The organism is Gemmatimonadaceae bacterium, from assembly GCA_035533015.1.
Taxonomy (GTDB): Bacteria; Gemmatimonadota; Gemmatimonadetes; order Gemmatimonadales; family Gemmatimonadaceae; genus JAGWRI01.
The window spans coordinates 22,274-39,317 of the sequence record DATLUQ010000036.1; the positions used below are offsets into that span (position 1 = coordinate 22,274).

Annotated in this window: 16 protein-coding genes; 15 read left to right on the top strand and 1 reads right to left on the bottom strand. The window is 69.8% G+C overall.

Annotation, left to right across the window (positions count from 1 at the left end; all coding sequences use genetic code 11):
* Genes VNF92_07340 through VNF92_07365 form a run of 6 tightly spaced genes read left to right on the top strand, consistent with a single transcriptional unit; the run spans position 1 to position 5,716 of the window.
* The gene (locus tag VNF92_07340) at positions 1 to 600 is read left to right on the top strand and encodes a V-type ATP synthase subunit E family protein (protein ID HVA57686.1); all 600 of its coding nucleotides are present in this window, start codon (positions 1 to 3) and stop codon (positions 598 to 600) included.
* Positions 597 to 1,613, top strand: a complete 1,017-nt coding sequence (locus tag VNF92_07345) for a V-type ATPase subunit (GenBank protein HVA57687.1) — start codon at positions 597 to 599, stop codon at positions 1,611 to 1,613. Before VNF92_07340 ends, VNF92_07345 begins: the two co-directional genes overlap by 4 nt.
* Entirely contained in the window at positions 1,610 to 1,939 is a 330-nt protein-coding gene (locus tag VNF92_07350; GenBank protein ID HVA57688.1) for a V-type ATP synthase subunit F, read from the top strand. The genes VNF92_07345 and VNF92_07350 overlap by 4 nt, the downstream gene beginning before the upstream one ends.
* A complete protein-coding gene (locus tag VNF92_07355) occupies positions 1,936 to 3,687 on the top strand; it encodes a V-type ATP synthase subunit A (GenBank protein ID HVA57689.1) in 1,752 nt (583 codons plus the stop codon). The genes VNF92_07350 and VNF92_07355 overlap by 4 nt, the downstream gene beginning before the upstream one ends.
* Positions 3,684 to 5,084 carry a V-type ATP synthase subunit B gene (locus VNF92_07360; protein ID HVA57690.1) on the top strand — a complete coding sequence of 467 codons (1,401 nt, stop codon included), beginning with the start codon at positions 3,684 to 3,686 and terminating at the stop codon, positions 5,082 to 5,084. The genes VNF92_07355 and VNF92_07360 overlap by 4 nt, the downstream gene beginning before the upstream one ends.
* The gene (locus tag VNF92_07365) at positions 5,081 to 5,716 is read left to right on the top strand and encodes a V-type ATP synthase subunit D (protein ID HVA57691.1); all 636 of its coding nucleotides are present in this window, start codon (positions 5,081 to 5,083) and stop codon (positions 5,714 to 5,716) included. Before VNF92_07360 ends, VNF92_07365 begins: the two co-directional genes overlap by 4 nt.
* On the opposite strand, the gene VNF92_07370 is transcribed toward VNF92_07365, so the two are convergent.
* Complete coding sequence (locus VNF92_07370) at positions 5,676 to 7,139, bottom strand: nitronate monooxygenase (protein HVA57692.1); 1,464 nt, start codon at positions 7,137 to 7,139, stop codon at positions 5,676 to 5,678. The two genes, VNF92_07365 and VNF92_07370, sit on opposite strands and share 41 nt — an antisense overlap.
* Positions 7,140 to 7,328: 189 nt before the next feature.
* On the opposite strand from VNF92_07370, the gene ccoN reads away from it, so the two are divergent.
* The 9 genes from ccoN to VNF92_07415 are packed head-to-tail and all read left to right on the top strand — an operon-like array spanning position 7,329 to position 16,878.
* Entirely contained in the window at positions 7,329 to 9,641 is a 2,313-nt protein-coding gene (gene ccoN / locus VNF92_07375) for a cytochrome-c oxidase, cbb3-type subunit I (GenBank protein ID HVA57693.1), read from the top strand.
* Entirely contained in the window at positions 9,638 to 9,859 is a 222-nt protein-coding gene (locus tag VNF92_07380) for a hypothetical protein (GenBank protein ID HVA57694.1), read from the top strand. Before ccoN ends, VNF92_07380 begins: the two co-directional genes overlap by 4 nt.
* The gene (locus tag VNF92_07385) at positions 9,846 to 10,421 is read left to right on the top strand and encodes a cbb3-type cytochrome c oxidase N-terminal domain-containing protein (protein ID HVA57695.1); all 576 of its coding nucleotides are present in this window, start codon (positions 9,846 to 9,848) and stop codon (positions 10,419 to 10,421) included. The genes VNF92_07380 and VNF92_07385 overlap by 14 nt, the downstream gene beginning before the upstream one ends.
* On the top strand, positions 10,418 to 11,857 hold the full coding sequence (gene ccoG, locus VNF92_07390; protein HVA57696.1) for a cytochrome c oxidase accessory protein CcoG: 1,440 nt from the start codon (positions 10,418 to 10,420) through the stop codon (positions 11,855 to 11,857). Before VNF92_07385 ends, ccoG begins: the two co-directional genes overlap by 4 nt.
* Positions 11,854 to 12,342, top strand: coding sequence for a FixH family protein (locus VNF92_07395; GenBank protein ID HVA57697.1), 489 nt, complete (start codon positions 11,854 to 11,856; stop codon positions 12,340 to 12,342). The genes ccoG and VNF92_07395 overlap by 4 nt, the downstream gene beginning before the upstream one ends.
* Positions 12,339 to 13,094, top strand: coding sequence for a sulfite exporter TauE/SafE family protein (locus VNF92_07400; protein ID HVA57698.1), 756 nt, complete (start codon positions 12,339 to 12,341; stop codon positions 13,092 to 13,094). The genes VNF92_07395 and VNF92_07400 overlap by 4 nt, the downstream gene beginning before the upstream one ends.
* Positions 13,081 to 15,540, top strand: a complete 2,460-nt coding sequence (locus VNF92_07405; protein ID HVA57699.1) for a heavy metal translocating P-type ATPase — start codon at positions 13,081 to 13,083, stop codon at positions 15,538 to 15,540. The genes VNF92_07400 and VNF92_07405 overlap by 14 nt, the downstream gene beginning before the upstream one ends.
* Positions 15,537 to 15,701, top strand: a complete 165-nt coding sequence (gene ccoS, locus VNF92_07410; protein HVA57700.1) for a cbb3-type cytochrome oxidase assembly protein CcoS — start codon at positions 15,537 to 15,539, stop codon at positions 15,699 to 15,701. Before VNF92_07405 ends, ccoS begins: the two co-directional genes overlap by 4 nt.
* Positions 15,664 to 16,878, top strand: coding sequence for an acyltransferase (locus VNF92_07415; GenBank protein ID HVA57701.1), 1,215 nt, complete (start codon positions 15,664 to 15,666; stop codon positions 16,876 to 16,878). The genes ccoS and VNF92_07415 overlap by 38 nt, the downstream gene beginning before the upstream one ends.
* Positions 16,879 to 17,044 lie beyond the last annotated feature (166 nt).

The window sequence follows — 17,044 nt, forward strand, 5'->3', positions numbered from 1 at the left end:
GTGCCGGCCGAGGCCGGCCCGCTGCTGGAGCAGATCGGGCGCGACGCGGCAGCCACCGCGGCGGCGCGCCTCGCCGACGCGCGCGCCGAAGCGGATCGGGTGACGACCGCGGCTGCCACGCGCCGCGAACGCCAGCGCGTCGACGCAGTCGGCGAACGCGAGCGCGCCCTGGCGCGCCAGCGCGAGTCGGCGCAGGCGGAGGTTGCTCAACAGACCTTGCTCGGCGTGCTCACGGCGCGCGCGGTATTCCTCGACCGCGTGTTCGCGGCCGCCGAGCGCGAGCTGCAGGCGCTGGAGCGCGCACCGGACCTGGCCCAGCGCCTGGCGCCGCTGCTGGCCGACGCGCTGCCGTTCGTCGACGCTGCCGCCGTTCACGTGCGGTGCGCCACGGCCGCTCGTGCTGCGGTAGAGGCCGCACTGGCTTCGCTCGGGCGGCCCGACACGACGATCACGGTGGACGACGCGGTACCTCTCGGAGCCCTGATCGAGAACCGCGCCGCCACGGTGCGCGTGGACGCGACCTTCGGCGCGCGGCTTCGCCGCCTGCGCCCCACGCTCCAGATCGAAGCCGTGCACCTGCTCGAGGCGCCGGCCCGGTGAACGCCTGGGGGGCGCTCGTCGCCCGCGCCCGCGGCCTGTCGGGGCATCTCTTGGCGCCCGGCACCCTGCGCTCGCTGGCCGGATCCGAGGATCGGCGGGATTTCACCGATGCGCTCGTGCGCCTCGGGTATCTGGCGTTTCCGCCCAATGCACCAGCCCCGGACGAGCACGCGACCGAGGTCGCGATCCGTCGCGTCGCAGCACGCCGGTTCGCCGTGCTCGCGCGCTGGAGCCGGGACTGTGGGGATGTGCTCCAACCGCTTCTGGAAGACGAGGACCGCCGCTCGCTCCGCGCCATTCTCCGCGGCGCACTGGGGCACGTGCCACACGAGATGCGCACCGCCGGGCTTATCCCGACCGCTGCCCTACCAGCGCGCGCGCTGGACGAGTTGGCCCTGCTCAATGACGTGGGCGCGATCGGCGCGGCCCTGCTCGCCCTTGGCCATCCGTTCGGCCGCGCCGTAGCCGAGGCGGCACGCCGGGAGCGCCCGGACCTATTCGCGCTCGACCAGGCGATCGGTCGGGCGTGGGCCGTCCGGGCATGTGAGGCAGGGGTCCGGGCGGATGCCGCGCTGCGGCACTACGTGGAGCGCACGATCGACCTCCAGAACTACTGGGCAGCGCGTCTGCTCGCCGAACAGCACGCCGACGCGAGCCCCGATGCCGTGTTTCTGCCCGGTGGCAGGCTGGTGGCGGTGGACGACCTTCGATACGCCGTGGACACGAAGAGCGCCGCGAGGCTCGTGGCGCGACTGGCGCGCCGTGCCGCCGGGACCGCGCTCGCGGCGGCGCTCTCGCCCCGCCCTCATGACCCGGATGACGCGGCACTCACGGCGCTGATCGGTGAGTTCCGGACCCGCGGCCTGCACGCTCCTCTCGGGCTGTCCTTCGTCATCTTATATATTCTGCGCGTGCGGGCGGAACAGCGGGCGCTGCGGCGCACGCTGTGGCAGTTGGCGCTCGGCGTGCCGACGGACCTGCGCGTGCGGGCATACGAGGAGGCGGCCGCATGAGCTACCGGGTGCGGGCCGTGGCCACCCCCGCGGTGGCGGCCGGGCTCCGGCTGGCCGGACTGCCGGCCGACGACGCCGCCACGTCGGCCGATGCCGCCGACCGCGTGGCCGAGATCGTGGACCAGCCTGAGCTGGGCATTCTGCTGGTCGAGCAGCCGCTGTTCGACGGGTTCCCGGCGTCGTTTCGTCACGACCTCGAGACCCGGGCGCTGCCGATCGTCGTCCCGATGCCGCGCGCCACGTGGGGCGGGCTTCCAGAACGCGCCGAGACCTATATTCTCGAGCTGCTGCGGCGTGCGATCGGGTACCGCGTGAGGCTCCAATGACCGCCGTCATCACGCGCATCGCCGGGGCCCTGGTCGAGGCCCGTCCGTGTGCCCCGGCGCTATATGAACTTGCGTACGTGGGTGCCCACCGCCTGCTCGCCGAGGTCGTGCGGGTCGAGCACGACGTGGCCACACTCCAGGTATACGAAGATACGACTGGGCTCCGGCTCGACGCTCCGGTCGAATTCTCCGGCGTCACCCTCACCGCACAGTTGGGGCCCGGCTTGCTCGGCGCCGTCCTGGATGGAGTTGGCCGCCCCCTGGCCCGCGTGGCCGAAGCCACCGGAGATTTCATCGGCCCCGGCGCGGCCGCCGATACGCTGGATCCGGGCGACCTCTGGAGCTTCACGGCCACTGCCGCCGTGGGGAACCAGGTCGGCCCCGGCGATCTGTTGGGCACGACGCCCGAGCGACTCGGGTTCACGCACCGGATCCTCGTGCCCCCGAACCTGAGCGGCCGCATCGCGCGCATCGCCAGCGGCTCGTACCGCGTGGGCGAGCCGATCGGCGCGCTCGACGACGGCACCCTGCTCCATCTCGCGCACCGGTGGCCGGTGCGGGTGCCGCGACCGCTGGCCGCGCGCCTCGGCTACGAACGCCCGTTCGTCACCGGCCAGCGGGTGTTCGACCTGTTCTTTCCCGTCGCCGAGGGCGGCAACGCCGTCGTGCCGGGCGGCTTCGGCACCGGCAAGACGATCATCGAGCAGTCGCTGGCCAAACACGCCGAGGCGGACATCATCGTATACGTGGGATGCGGCGAACGTGGGAACGAGATGACGGACGTCCTCACGGAATTCCCCGCCCTCGTCGACCCGCGGACCGGGCACCCGCTCATGGAGCGCGCCGTTCTCGTTGCCAACACGTCCAACATGCCTGTGGCCGCGCGCGAGGCCAGCATCTACTTCGGCGTCACGATCGCCGAGTACTTCCGCGATCAGGGATGCCGTGTGGCGCTGATGATCGACAGCACGTCGCGCTGGGCCGAAGCGCTGCGTGAAATGTCGGCCCGCCTCCAGGAGATGCCGGGCGAAGAGGGCTATCCCACGTACCTCGCCAGCCGACTTGGCGAGTTCTTCGAGCGCGCCGGACGCGGCCGCGCGCTGGGCGCGCCCGCGCGCGATGGCGCGGTGACGATCATCGGCGCGGTTTCTCCGCCCGGCGGCGACTTCTCCGAGCCCGTCACGCAGGCATCGCTTCGGGTGGCCGGCGCTATGTGGGCCCTCGACTCCGCCCTCGCCCACCAGCGACACTTCCCGGCCGTGGATTGGGAGACGAGCTACTCCCTGTACGGGGACCGCATCGCCGACTGGTTCGCCACGGAGGGCGGCGCCGACTGGGCCGCCGTGCGGGCCGGCCTGATGCGGCTCATCCAGCACGAGCGCGAACTACGCGACATCGCCAGTCTCGTTGGCCCCGACGCCCTCGAGGATGCCGACCGCCTGACGTTGGACTGCGCCGCCATGGTGCGCGAGATCCTGCTCAGGCAGAATGCCTTTCACCCGCACGACGCCAGTTCCTCGGTGGCCAAGACCTACGCGCTCGCGTCGTGCGCACTCGAAGCGCACACGTCGGGCGCGGCGGCACTCGGCACCGGTGTCTCATTCGCCAAGCTCGACTTCGGCCCTGTTCGAAGGGCGCTCGCCGCACTGCGTGACGCACCCGAGGAAGAACGGGAGCAACGCACGGCGGATGCACGGGCCGCCGCACGCGCGCTCGCTCCGAGCACGGCCACGCGAGATACCGCATGAGCATCGCCCCCGAACGGACCTATCACGGCGCGGCCTCGGCCGCTGGCCCCCTGCTGTTCCTGGAGCACACGCGCCGTGTTGCCCTCGGCGAATGGGTGCGGGTGTGCCTGCCAGGCCAACCCGACCGGCGCGGGCAGGTGATCGATGCCGGCGAAGGCATCACCAGCATCCAACTCCTCGACAGCACCGTGGGGCTGGCGCCCGATCGCGTCGAGGTCGTGCTGACCGGCGACGTTGCCAACACCGTCGTCGGGCGGGAATTGCTCGGCCGCGCCTTTGACGGACACGGCGCACCCGTGGACGGGCTTCCGGCGCCGGTGGGCGACGCCGTGCGACCCACCAACGGCGCGCCGATCAATCCGATGCGCCGCGCGCGGCCGAGTGACTTCATCGAAACCGGCGTCAGCGCCATCGACGCCATGAACACGCTGGTCCGCGGACAGAAGCTGCCCGTGTTCGGCGGCCCCGGGCTACCGGCGCTCGACCTGGCGGCGCGCATCGTCGAGTGGGCACGAGCACCGCGCGGGGAGCCCTTCGCGGTGGTGTTCGCCGGTATCGGCATCACGGCGCGCGAGACACACGAGTTTCTCGATCGTGTGCGGACGAGCGGAGCGATGCCGCGTACCGTCCTCTACCTGAACGAGGCGGCCCATCCGGCCATCGAGCGTATTCTGGCACCGCGGCTGGCGCTGACGACCGCCGAGTACCTGGCCTTCGATTGCGGCATCCACGTCCTCGTCGTGATTGCCGACATGACGCACTATTGCGAGGCGCTGCGCGAGATCGCCACGGCGCGCGAGGAGATCCCGGGGCGTCGCGGGTATCCGGGGTATATGTACACCGACCTCGCCACGATCTACGAACGAGCCGGGATCATCGCGGGGAAGCCAGGGTCCATCACGCAGATCCCGATCGTGACCATGCCGGACGACGACATCACGCATCCGATTCCCGATCTCACCGGCTACATCACCGAGGGCCAGCTCGTCCTGTCGCGCGATCTTCATCGGGCCGGCATCGCGCCGCCGATCGACGTCCTGCCATCATTGTCGCGGCTCATGAACGCGGGCGTCGGCGCGGGGCACACGCGGCCAGAGCATCGCGAATGGAGCGACCAGCTGTACGCCACGTACGCGCGCGGCCGCGAGGCGCGGAGCATGGCGGCCATCGTCGGCGAGTCCGGGCTGCCCGACGCCGACCGGCGCGCCCTCGTCTTTGCCGACCGGTTCGAGCGGGAGTTCGTGGGGCAGCCCGACGGGAGGCGCACCATCGACCAGACATTCGAACGCGGGTGGGCGCTGCTCGAGACGCTGCCGCGCGACGACCTCATGCGCCTCGGCGACCGGACCATCGAGGCGCGGCAAGCCGCCGTGGCCCAGCACGAGGAACCATCGTGAGCGCCGGCGGCCGGATCACGTCCACGCGGGCGGGCCTGCTCGGCGCGCGCCGCCGCCTGGCGCTCGTGGCCAAGGGCGCGTCGCTCACCCGGCGCAAGCGTGAAGCGCTGGTGGCCGAACTGTTCAAGCTCGCCCGCCCCGCGGCGGACGTGCGTCAGCAGCTGGCCGACAGCGCCAACGCGGCCGCGGAGTCGCTCTCCGCCGCCCTGGCCATCCACGGCATCTCCGGATTGTCGGCCATGTCGTGGCCGCCGGGCGATCCGCGCGTGGAGGTGCGGCCGGCGCGGGTGTGGGGGCTGGCGGTGAGCGACGTGATCGAACGTCCGGTCCTGCAGCGCACGCTCGACGCCCGTGGACTGGCGCCGGGGGATGTCGGGGTGGCGGTGGAGGAGGCGGCGCGCCGCTACGAGATCTTCGCCGAACTGCTCATCGACGCCGCCCCGCGAGAGCAGCGCGTGCGTCGGTTGGGCGACGCCGTGGCGACCACGTCGCGGCGACTTCGCACGCTGGAGCAGCGGGTGGCGCCCACGCTGGAGTCACAGATAACCGCCGTGCGCCGCGATCTCGAAGAACGGGAGCGCGAGGAACGACTCAGGCTCCAGCGGTTGCTCGGGAAGCGGCGTCGACGGTAACTCCGGCCAGGAGGTAATCCAGCACGTCGCCCGCGCTGTATCGCGTGCGGCCGCGCAGAAAGGGCGCCATGCCCACGAGGTCGTCTCCGCTGGTGAGCAGGGGCAATTCGTCGTCCCACCGGGGGCGGACCTGCGCGTGGCCGATGTTGGCCAGCAACGCGTTGCACAGGCAGCGCCGGCCGTGGGTCTCGTCGGCGGTGCCGCCCTTGGCCACGTATGCATCGACCGGTTCGGCGGGACACCGGTAGCCGATGCCGCCGGTGTCCGTGCGGTAGGCGACCCGCAGATACCCGAGGTCGCATACGCGTTCGCGGTCGGGCGTCTGGTACGTTCCGCCATCCAGTTCCACCAGCTTGAAGGGGTAGCCGGTGGGCGACGCGCGCGGATCGGTGCGCACACGAACGTCGCCGCGATTCACGCCCGCCAGCACTTCCTCCTTGAGCCCGGGGACGACGCCCGATTCATCTGCGAACGCAAATAACGTTCCCACCTGGATGCCGGCCGCGCCCGCATCGAGCGCGGCGCGCAGTCCCTCGGGCGAGCCCGTGCCGCCGGCCAGCCAGAACGGAAGCCCGAGCTCGCGAATCTTGGCGAGATCCACCGCGTCGCGCTCGCCGTACAGCGGCTCCCCGGACGCCGACAGGCGCATTTCGCCACGGGGCGGCGCGTTGTGCCCACCTGCCGTGGGCCCTTCGATCACGAACCCGTCCACCCGCCCATTGGCCTTGCGGGCCAGCGTCGTGGCCAGCGAGTTGGCCGATACGATGGGATAGAACTTGGGTCGTTTGAGCGTCACCCGCATCGCGCCGTGCTCGCCGGGATCGAAGGTCAGGTACTCGGCATCACCCCCGCCTTCCACGTCCATCCGGATCACGGCCGGCTGATGCAGGGCCATCGCGTCGAGCGCCCCGGGGATCTCGCGCGGAATACCGGCCCCCATGAGCACCACGTCCACGCCGGCCAGCATCGCGCCGTACAGCGTGGCCAGGTTGGGTAACTGCACCTTGGTGAGCACGTTGATGCCAACGGGATTCTGGTGCCCTTCCTTGGCCAGCCACACTTCCACGAAACTCGCCAGCACGGTGAGCTGCTGCCTTGCGGCGCTCACCACCTGCTTGTACGTGGGGAGCGCCTTGTAGGGTGTGCCGGGTGCGCGTCCCTCGGGGTGGAAGTAGCGCGTGAGCGCGGCTTCGGCCACGGGCGGACAGGGAAACTGCGCCATGGCGCGGCGGAGGTGCCCGCCGTGGTCGCCATCCTGGAGGCGCCGCACGAAGATGGTATCGATCACGGTGCCCGAGACGACGCCGAGCTGTCCGCGGAGCGACACCGCGCGAGCGAGCATCCAGTTGGAAACGCCCGCGCCCATGCCGCCCTGAATGATGATCGGGTCTGAGGGCGGGGACGTGAATTCGGTGATGGTCATATCTATGGAAGCTATCGCGTCCCGCGCGGAGTAGGGGAAGTCCCGGCAAGTCGCCGGGGTCAGGGAAATCCCGTACGGGATGGGGGAAACTGCCGAATGCGGCGATTGGCCTGCACCGACAGGTTGGGCCTAGGTCGCGCCTGCGGTGTGCGATCGCGACATCATAGCCCCTCACCGGACCCCCTCCCGATGATGCTTCCCGAAGGTGCAGCGGACGCCCGCTCCGGCGGCGTCGCGCGCGCGCCGTCCACGACCCGCGGTGCATCCGTCGCTCTGGACTCCTTCTCGTACGACGACGACATCGTTCGCAAGTTCATGGTCGCCACCTTCGTGTGGGGGCTGGTCGGCATGCTGGTGGGGCTCGTCATCGCCGTCCAGCTCGTCATGCCGTCGCTGGACGTCGCGCCCTGGTTCTCCTTCGGGCGTCTACGTCCACTGCATACCAACGCCGTCATCTTCGCGTTCGCCGGCAATGCGTTCTTCACGGGTGCGTACTACTCCACGCAGCGCCTGTGCAAGACGCGGATGTTCTCCGACTTCATGGGGCGCTTCCACTTCTGGGGGTGGCAGGCGATCATCGTCGCGGCCGCGATCACGCTGCCGATGGGGTTCACGCAGGCCAAGGAGTATGCCGAACTCGAATGGCCCATCGACATCGCGATCGCCGTGGTGTGGGTGGTGTTCGCCGTCAATTTCTTCGGCACACTCAAGAAGCGCCGCGAGCGGCATCTGTACGTGGCGCTCTGGTTCTACATCGCCAGCATCATCACCGTCGCCATCCTGCACATCTTCAACAACCTCTCGGTGCCGGCCGGATGGTTCAAGAGCTACTCGATCTACGCCGGCGTGCAGGACGCATTCATGCAGTGGTGGTACGGCCACAACGCCGTGGCCTTCTTCCTCACCACGCCATTCCTCGGGCTGATGTACTACTTCCTGCCCAAGGCCGCCGAGCGCCCGATCTACTCATACAAGCTGTCGATTCTTCACTTCTGGTCGCTGGTCTTCATCTACATCTGGGCCGGCCCCCACCATCTCCACTACACCGCGCTTCCCGAGTGGGCATCCACGCTCGGCATGGCGTTCTCGGTCATGCTGTGGATGCCGTCCTGGGGCGGCATGATCAACGGCCTGCTCACGCTGCGCGGCGCATGGAACAAGGTCGTGGAAGATCCGGTGCTCAAGTTCTTCGTAGTCGCCGTGACGGCGTATGGCATGTCGACGTTCGAAGGGCCGATGCTCTCGGTGAAGAGCGTCAACGCGCTCGCGCATTACAGCGACTGGGTGATCGCCCACGTCCACACGGGCACGCTGGGGTGGAACGGTTTCATGACGTTCGGGATGATCTACTGGCTGCTGCCACGGCTGTTCCAGACCAAGCTCTACAGCAAGAAGCTGGCCGAATGGCACTTCTGGATCGGGAGCTTCGGCATCCTCCTGTACGTCGTGGCGATCTACAGCGCCGGGGTCACCGAAGGCCTGATGTGGCGGGCGTTCGACCAGACCGGGCGCCTCGCGTATCCGGATTGGATCGAGACCGTCGTCCGGGTCATTCCGATGTGGTGGATGCGTGCCATCGGCGGCGGCTTCTACATGGTCGGCATGTTCATGTTCGGCTGGAACATCCTCATGACGTGGCGCAACCGGCCCGCCGTGTACGACGTGCCGGTGATCCAGGCAGCGCCGCTCGCCCCGGAGCGCGTGCGCGAGACGCCGAACGCCGCACCGCAGGGCGCCTGGGCGCGATTCACGCGCCTCGACTGGCACCGCGTGTGGGAGGGCCGCTGGCTGCTGTTCACCGTGATGGTGATCGTCGCCGTGGCCGTGGCCTCGCTGTTCGAGATCATTCCCACCTTCCTGATCCGCGAGAACGTGCCGACGATCTCGTCGGTCAAACCGTATACGCCGCTCGAACTGGCGGGCCGCGACCTCTACGTTCGCGAAGGGTGCTTCAACTGCCACTCGCAGATGATCCGGCCCTTCCGCTGGGAGACCGAACGGTTCGGCGAGTACTCGAAGCCCGGCGAATTCGTGTACGACCATCCGTTCCTGTGGGGATCGCGGCGCATCGGGCCCGACCTGGCGCGCGAGGGCGGAAAGTATCCCGACCTCTGGCACGTGCGCCACATGCAGGACCCGCGGTCGATCACGCCCAAATCGATCATGCCGCCATACGGATTCCTGCTCACCGACGACCTCGACTTCGCGTCGATCCAGCGCAAGGTCGACGCCATGGCCATGCTCGGCGTGCCCTACGGGAGCGCCGTGATCGCGGGGAATGCGCCGAGGATGGCGAAGGCGCAGGCGGCGCTGATCGCCGATACGATCGCGCAGCAGGGCGGCCCGGCCAACCTGCAAGGCAAGGAGATCGTCGCCCTCGTGGCCTATCTGCAGCGGCTGGGCTGGGACGCCACGCACGTCTCGGCGCCACCGGTCGCGACCGCCGTCGAGGCAGCGCCGGCGGCGGCCGTCGGAAAGACGGCCGGGGGCGGCACTCCATGAAGTCGTTGTCCGACGTCGTGGCCGGTGCCGGTCTGCACATCTACGCCGACATCGCCCTCATCATCTTCCTCGCCGTGTTCCTCGCGATTCTCGCCCGTGTGCTGTTGGCCAAGCGCTCCACCTGGGAGCACGAGGCCCATCTGCCGCTCGAGGACGGCGTGGCGCGGTTCACCTCCAATACGCCCCTCGACCGGTCAACCGACCATGCCGACCAGTAATCGCGATCAGGACCGCCTGCTCGAACACAATTATGACGGCATCCAGGAATACGACAACCCGATGCCGCGGTGGTGGGTCTGGATCTTCTGGGCCACGATCGTTTTCGCGATCGTGTACGGACTCGATCCGTGGCACGTGCTGCGCGGGCCGGGCCGGATTGCCGACTACAACGCGTCGGTGGCCGCAGCGGTCAAGCGCTTCCCGCCGCCCTCGACGGCGGGCGATGCCACCACCCTTGCCGCGCTGGGCAAGAATCCGCAGGCGCTCACCGCCGGCAAAGAAGTGTTCGTCACGAATTGCGCCCCGTGCCACCGCCCCGACGGCGGCGGGGTCATCGGCCCGAATCTCACCGACGACTACTGGCTCCACGGCGGAACCGTGGTGGACGTCCATCGGACCATCACCAACGGCGTGCTCGACAAGGGCATGCCGAACTGGGGCAAGATCCTCAAGCCGGAGCAGATCAACGACGTCGCCGTATACGTGTACTACGCACTCCACGGCACCAACCCACCCAATCCCAAGCCGCCACAAGGCGTGAAGGTCGCTCGCCCGGAATGACCGCCCCGCCTGCCGCCACCGACCGCGTCCTTCCGACGCTCAACGTCGACGGATCTCGCCGCTGGATCCGACCCAGGCCCTCGCCCGGCAAGTTCTGGCGCCGGCGGCGCGCGGTGGCGTACGGGCTCATGTTCGTGTTCTTCATCCTCCCGTATCTGCGGATGAGCGGGAAGCCCGTCGTGCTGCTCGACCTTCCCGACCGGCAATTCACCTTGTTCGGCACGACCTTCCTGCCCACCGACACGCTGCTCCTCATGCTGCTGATGGCCAGCATCCTCATCGGGATCTTTCTGATGACTGCGCTGGCTGGCCGGGTCTGGTGCGGGTGGAGCTGCCCGCAGACGGTGTACATGGAGTTCCTGTTCCGTCCCATCGAGCGGCTGTTCGAGGGAGGCCGCAGCGGGGCCCTGCAGCTCGATCGCCAGGGCGTGCGCGGCCAGCTGCGCGCCCGGCGGATGGCCAAGCACGGCGTCTACCTGCTGCTGTCGCTATTTCTCGCCCACACGTTCCTGGCCTACTTCGTGGGGATCGATCGCCTCGTGATGTGGGTGCAGCGCTCGCCCGTCGATCACCCGACCTCGTTTGCCATCATGGCGCTCACGACGTTCGGCATCATGACCGACTTCAGCTGGTTTCGCGAGCAGACCTGCCTCGTCGCCTGCCCCTACGGCCGGTTCCAGTCGGTGCTCCTCGACCGGCAATCGCTGATCGTGGCCTACGACCGCAAGCGCGGCGAGCCGCGGGCCCGCGGCAAGGACCGCACTGGCGCCGGCGACTGCATCGATTGCGGCGCTTGCGTGCTCACCTGCCCCACGGGCATCGACATCCGTGACGGGCTGCAGATGGAGTGCATCCACTGCACCCAGTGCGCGGACGCGTGCGACGACATCATGGCCCGCGTCGGCAAACCGCTCGGTCTCATTCGCTATTCGTCCCAAGCCGCCCTCGAGGGCGCCGAGGTGCGCAAGCTGCGCCCGCGCGTCGTGCTCTACCCGATGGCGCTCGCCGTCACCTTTGGAGGATTCCTGTTCGCCCTGGGAACCAAATCCTCCGCCGACGTAACCGTGCTGCGCGGCATGGGCGAGCCCTTCGTGATCGAAGCCGACGGACGCGTGGCCAACCAACTGCGCGTCAAGATCACCAATCGCTCGAACCAGGATCACGTGTACCAGGTGAACATCGCAGGCGTGAACGACGGATCGGTGATCGCGCCGGACGATCCCATGGCCGTGGCTGCCGGTGAGACCGACGAGATGGCGCTGTTCGTGCTGCTCCCGGCCACGGCGTTTCACGACGGGCGGCGCAACATATCCGTCCACGTCACCGACGGCGCGGGATTCAGTGGCGACGTGCCGTACCGTCTCGTGGGTCCCGAGCACGGCGACCACGATGACCACGGCGACGCCGAGCGCGGCGCGGGAGGGGATAGCAGATGAAGCGCGGAGCTGGGTGGCCCATTGCCGTGGCCGCGATCCTCGCCGCCACGGTAGGCCTCAACGGGTGGATGTACCGCGTGGCCAACGACGATCCCTCGTTCGCCATCGAGCCCAACTACTATCAGAAGGCGGTGGACTGGGACAGCACGATGGCGCAGGAGCGCCAGAATCTCGCGCTCGGCTGGCACCTGTCGCCCGAACTCGCCGCCTACACCCCGCGCGGCGGGGCATTGCTCCAGATCACGCTGCGCGACGCGTCGGGCGTCGAGATCCGCGACGCGACGGTGAAGGTCGCGGCGTTCTTCAACGCGCGCGCCAACGACGTCATCGACACCACGCTGACGCGGGATTTCGCCGGCTACAACGTGCGTCTCCCCGTCACGCATGGCGGGGTGTGGGAGTTGCAGTTCGACGTGACGCGGGGCAGCCAGCGATTCACCGCGACGTCGCGCGTCGAGGCCGTGGCGGCGGGAAACGGGACGTGACCCTGCTCTTGGGCGTCCTCGTCGCCAGCCTGGTGGGCAGCATCCACTGCGCGGCGATGTGCGGTGGTTTCGTGTGCGTGTACGCCGGCGCCTCGACACCACGCGGGCTTGCCAATCTTCCCGCCCACGTCGCGTACAACGGCGGCCGCCTCGTGTCGTACGTAGTGCTGGGAATCGTGGCCGGTGCGATCGGCGCTCGCGTCGACGACCTGGGCCGGTTCGCCGGGATGAGCCGAGGGGCCGCCATCCTGGCGGGCACGCTGATGGTGGCTTGGGCACTAGGCATCATGGCCGCGTCGCTTGGCATGCGGGTGCCGGGCACGCTGGCGCCGGAGTGGGCGAAGCGCCGGCTTGGCGCCGCACTCGTCGCCATGCGCGACCGTCCACCGGTAGCCCGCGCCGCCGTCACCGGGCTATTGACGACGCTCCTGCCCTGCGGCTGGCTGTACACGTTCGTCGTCACCGCCGGCGGAACCGGCAGTGGGCTTGGCGGCGCCGGCGTGATGCTCGCGTTCTGGCTGGGCACCGTGCCGGTGCTGCTCGGGCTCGGGCTGGGGGCTCAGCGGCTGCTAGGGCCCGTGGCTCGGCGGCTCCCGCTGGCGAGTGCGGCGTTGGTGTTGGTGCTTGGGCTTCTCTCGATTGCCGGACGCGTCCATCCGCCCGCCATGAACATGCGCATGCACGCCGGCGCTCCGACCGCCGCGGCTGCGCCCCAAGCGACGGCGATGGACTCGAGCCATGCAGGCCACTGAACGCGCCGCGCTGGCGCCCCCGGCGGGCGCCCGCGCCGAAGCGCCGTCGGAGGTGACCTGCACGCACTGCGGGCTCCCGGTACCGAGCGGGCTCGTCGAGCCCGGAGCGCCGCACCAGTTCTGCTGCACGGGCTGCCAAGCGGCGTACGAGATCCTCCACGAGCACGGGCTGGATCAGTACTACCGGCTGGGCGCGCCGCGGGGCGCGTCGGTCAGCCCCACGGGCCGCGCCTACGAGGAGTTCGACCACGAGGCATTCCAGAAATTATATATCCGGCCGCTGCCGGGCGGGCGGGCCCAGGTCGACCTCTACCTGGAGGGCGTACACTGCGCGTCGTGCGTGTGGCTCGTGGAGCGCGTCCCGCTCCTCCTGCCGGGCGTGGCCCGCGCCGAGCTGGAGATCCGGCGCTCGCTGGCCCGCGTGGAGTGGGACCCCGCCACCGTACCCCTCTCGCGGGTGGCCCGTATGCTCGACTCGCTGGGGTACCCGCCCCACCCGTTCCGCGGCGTGCAGCGCGAGGCCATACGGCGGCGCGAGGACCGCGCCATGCTCGTGCGCATCGGGGTTGCGGGCGCCATCGCCGGCAACATCATGCTCGCTGCCTTTGCGCTCTACGCGGGTTGGGGCGGGAGGATGGAGCACCAATGGCAGCTGTTCTTCCGCTGGTTGAGTCTGCTGCTCGTCACGCCAGCCCTGTTCTGGCCCGGCCGGATCTTCTTTTCCGGCGCGTGGTCGGCGCTCCGCACGCGCACGCTCCACATGGACGTACCCGTGGCCCTTGGCCTTGCCGTGGGCTATACGCAAGGCGCGATCAACACGATCCGCGACAGCGGACCGATCTACTTTGACGGCTTGGCGCTGCTGATCTTCCTGCTCCTCGTGGGCCGCTATCTGCAGCAGCGCGGCCAGCGGGCGGCGGCCGACGGCGCCGAACTCCTCTACTCGCTCACCCCCTCCTCCGCGCGCGTCATCGAGCCCGGCGGCGCGACGCGCATGGTGCCGGCCGAGGCGCTGTTGCCGGACATGGAATTCGAAGTGCGGCCCGGCGAGACGCTGGCCGCCGACGGCGTGATCACCGCTGGCCGGTCGCAGCTGGACACGGCGCTGCTCACCGGCGAGTCGCGCCCCGTGTCGGCGGGAGTGGGGGCCGGCGTGTTCGCCGGGACCGTGAATCTGTCGTCGCCCATCCTCGTGCGCGTGGAGCGGGCCGGTGAATCGAGCCGCGTCGCCCGACTGCTGCAGCAGGTGGAGGAGAGCGGCCGCCGCCGCGCACCGGTAGTGCAGACGGCGAATCGCATGGCGGCCTGGTTCGTGGCCGTCGTGCTCGCGCTCGCTGCCATCACATTCGTGATCTGGGAACTGCGCGATCCGTCGCGGGCCGTGGACAACGCCATTGCCCTGCTCATCGTGACCTGCCCGTGCGCGTTGGCGCTGTCCACGCCGCTGGCGGTGTCGGTCGCGATTGGCCGTGCGGCGCGGGCCGGAATCTTCATCAAAGGGGGAGACGCGCTGGAGACGCTGGCGCGTCCCGGACGGCTGCTGCTCGACAAGACGGGCACGGTGACGGCGGGTCAGACGGCGCTCGTGCATTGGGAGGGGCCCGACTGGGTGAAGCCGCTGGTGCTGGCGCTCGAGGCCGAGTCCACGCACCCGATCGCCGCGGGGTTCCGCACCGCTTGGCCGGGCGTGGCGGCCCCGCCCGCAGGCAGAACGGTCCACGCCCTGGGGGGCGGCATTTCGGGGTGGGTTCAGGGCCGGAGCGTCGTGGTGGGCGCGCCGGCGTTCGTGCGTGCTCGGGCCGACGGCGAATCTCCGGCGGTCACTCTGCCCTCCGATCTCACGCCGGTGCTCGTCGCCGTGGACGGGACGATCGTCGCCGCCGCGGGTCTGGGCGACCCGGTGCGCCCCGACGCCGCGAGGTCCATTGCCGCGCTCAGGTCGCGTGGATGGGACGTGGCGCTCCTGTCGGGCGACGCACCGATGGTGGTGGCGTCGGTGGGTCGCGCCCTGGGGCTCGCGGATGAGGCGTGCACCGGCGGCGCGGCGCCGGAGGACAAGTTGCGTGTCGTCGAGGCGGCGCGGCGCGACACTCGGCGGGCCGTGGTGATGGTGGGCGACGGGGTGAACGATGCGGGCGCGATCGCCGCCGCATCGGTGGGGGTGGGCGTGCACGGCGGCGCGGAGGCGTGCCTCGCGACCGCCGACGTCTATCTGACACGGCCGGGGCTGGCGCCGCTGGTCGAACTGGTGCGAGGAGCCGAGCGGACGATGCGGGTGATTCGCCGCAATCTGGCGTTCTCCCTACTGTACAACATCGTGGGTGCGGGGCTCGCCATGGCCGGCGTGCTCGATCCGCTGATCGCGGCGCTGATGATGCCGGCCAGTTCGCTGACCGTGGTGATGAGCTCGTGGCGCGCCCGCACGTTTGAAGGAGGCGGAGCGTGAGCGTCATCTATATCGTGGTGCCATTGGCGCTGCTCGTCGTCGGCGCGGCCGTTGCGGCATTCGTGTGGGCCACCAATCGCGGGCAGTTCGACGATCTCGATACGCCCGCAGTGCGCATGCTCCATGATGACGAACAGCGTCGCCCCCCAACCGGCCCCTGAAGGCGGCGTCCCCCCACGGGGCGGCGCCGCGGCTCCCGAACCGCGTCTGATCTACGTGGACGCGCTGCGTGTGGCGGCGCTGGCCGGCGTGTTTGTCGTGCATGTGTGCGAGGTGTTCAATCCGGCCGACGAGTGGCACATCACGAATGCGGTGCGCGCGCCGTGGGCGGGCGCCCTGGCGGCGCTCATGGCGCCCTGGATCATGCCGCTGTTCTTCGTGCTGTCCGGCGCCGCCACCTGGTACTCGCTGCGCACGCGGGGGAGCGGCGTATTCATCAGGGAACGCGTCAACCGGCTGCTCCTGCCGCTCGTGGTCGGCACGCTGCTCTTCGTGCCCCCCCAGGTGTACCTGGAGCGGCGACTGCGCGGCCAGTTCAGTGGGTCGTTCGTGCAGTTCATTCCGCACTTCTTCCAGGGCATCTACCCGCAGGGCAACCTGTCGTGGCACCACCTGTGGTTCCTGGCACATCTGTTCGCATACTCCGTGATCGCGCTTCCGCTCTTCCGGTACTGGCAGACCGCCGCGGGTGAACTCAAGATGCAGCGACTCGCGCGCCTGAGCGGCAGCAGCATCGGACTGCTGGCGCTCGCCCTGCCACTGGTCCTCGAGCGCGAACTGCTCTGGGGCTTGTTCCCGGAGCGCCACATGCTGAGCACGGATTGGGCCAACCACGCGCTGCTGCTGGTGGCGTTCGTGTACGGCTTCGTGCTCGCCGGCGCGCCGACGCTGGGCGCGGCCATCGACCGGTACTGGAAGGGTCTCGCGGCCGCGGGGGCCGCGCTCTCGTGTCTGCTCGCCGCCCTCGTCTGGGCGGGGGCCCTGCCCTCACGACTGCCGCCCCCGTATTCGCCGAGCTATCTCGTGTTCTGGACGCTGTACGCCGTCGACGCGTGGGCCTGCATGGTGGCCGTGCTGGGGGCGGGCCGCCGGTGGCTGCGCGTGGAGAATCGGGCGATCGCCGTGGGGCGCGCAAACGGGTTCGCCTGGTACGTGGTGCACCAGCCGGTGATCGTCGCGCTGGCGTACGTGATCGTGCAGTGGCCCGCACGGGTCGGAGTGGGAGTGAAGTTCACGGTCCTGTTCGCGAGCTCGCTGGCCGGAACGCTGGCTTTGGCGCAGCTCCTTCGCCACGTGCCCGGCCTGGCGCGGATACTGGGCTACCGCGCCCGCGCGTGAACGGTCGGCGGAGGAACTCGAGCATCGCGATGCGCGGCAACAGTGGCGCCGGACGCCCGGATGGCGTCGGGCGGATTCCCCGCGGCGCCTAGAGCCGGCCCGACAGAGAGTCAGGATTTACCCGACAGACCTCTACCGGGTGGGGGGTAGGTTGAGGCGCGGGTCC